This window comes from Desulfosporosinus shakirovi, from assembly GCF_020595055.1.
Taxonomy (GTDB): Bacteria; Bacillota; Desulfitobacteriia; order Desulfitobacteriales; family Desulfitobacteriaceae; genus Desulfosporosinus; species Desulfosporosinus shakirovi.
The window spans coordinates 1-700 of record NZ_JAJDOO010000095.1; the positions used below are offsets into that span (position 1 = coordinate 1).

The 700-nt window shown below is 42.9% G+C and carries 1 protein-coding gene; it reads right to left on the reverse strand.

Going from position 1 to position 700, the window contains the following annotated elements; all coding sequences use genetic code 11:
- Positions 1-687: aconitase family protein (locus LJE72_RS25950; protein ID WP_248286558.1), on the reverse strand; the 687-nt coding region annotated here is incomplete at its 3' end.
- Positions 688-700: the final 13 nt, after the last annotated feature.

Sequence of the window (700 nt, forward strand, 5' to 3'; positions counted from 1 at the left end):
ATCCGGGTAGCATATTCCGCAAGTGCCTCCGGCTTCAATTGCCATATTGCATAAGGTCATACGTGAATCCATTGACATTGCCTCGATAACCGGTCCGGTAAATTCTATGACCATGTTTGTTGCACCGTTTACAGTCAGTTCCTTGATAATAAAAAGTATCAAGTCTTTGGCATAAACCCCCGGTTTTAAGGTGCCATTAAGCACAAATTTAATGGTTTTCGGAAAATGGAAGGCACATACACCCTTAAATAGACCGACTTCAAGGTCGGTCGTTCCGACACCTGCAGCAAACGCTCCAAACGCTCCATGAGTACATGTGTGCGAATCCCCCATGATAACTGTATAACCCGGTCTTACAAATCCTTTTTCCGGGAATATTGCATGACAAACACCATTTCTTCCAATGTCAAAAAAGTCTTTGATACCATGCCTTTTAGCCCAATCTCTCAGTATCTTTCCCTGTTCAGCAGTTTTAGAATCTTTAGCAGGCGTTACATGGTCTATGACAGCTTTTATCTTTGTGGGATCGAAGACTCTGTCCATTCCCCTGGCCATCAGATCTGTGATAGCAATCGGTGTGGTAATCTCGTGACAGAAAACCCTATCCAATTTTAATACATGGGTATCACGAAACGGCATGTTTACCCTGTGGGCGTCAAATATTTTCTCAGCTATTGTTTTTCCCATTTTCTTCTCCTTG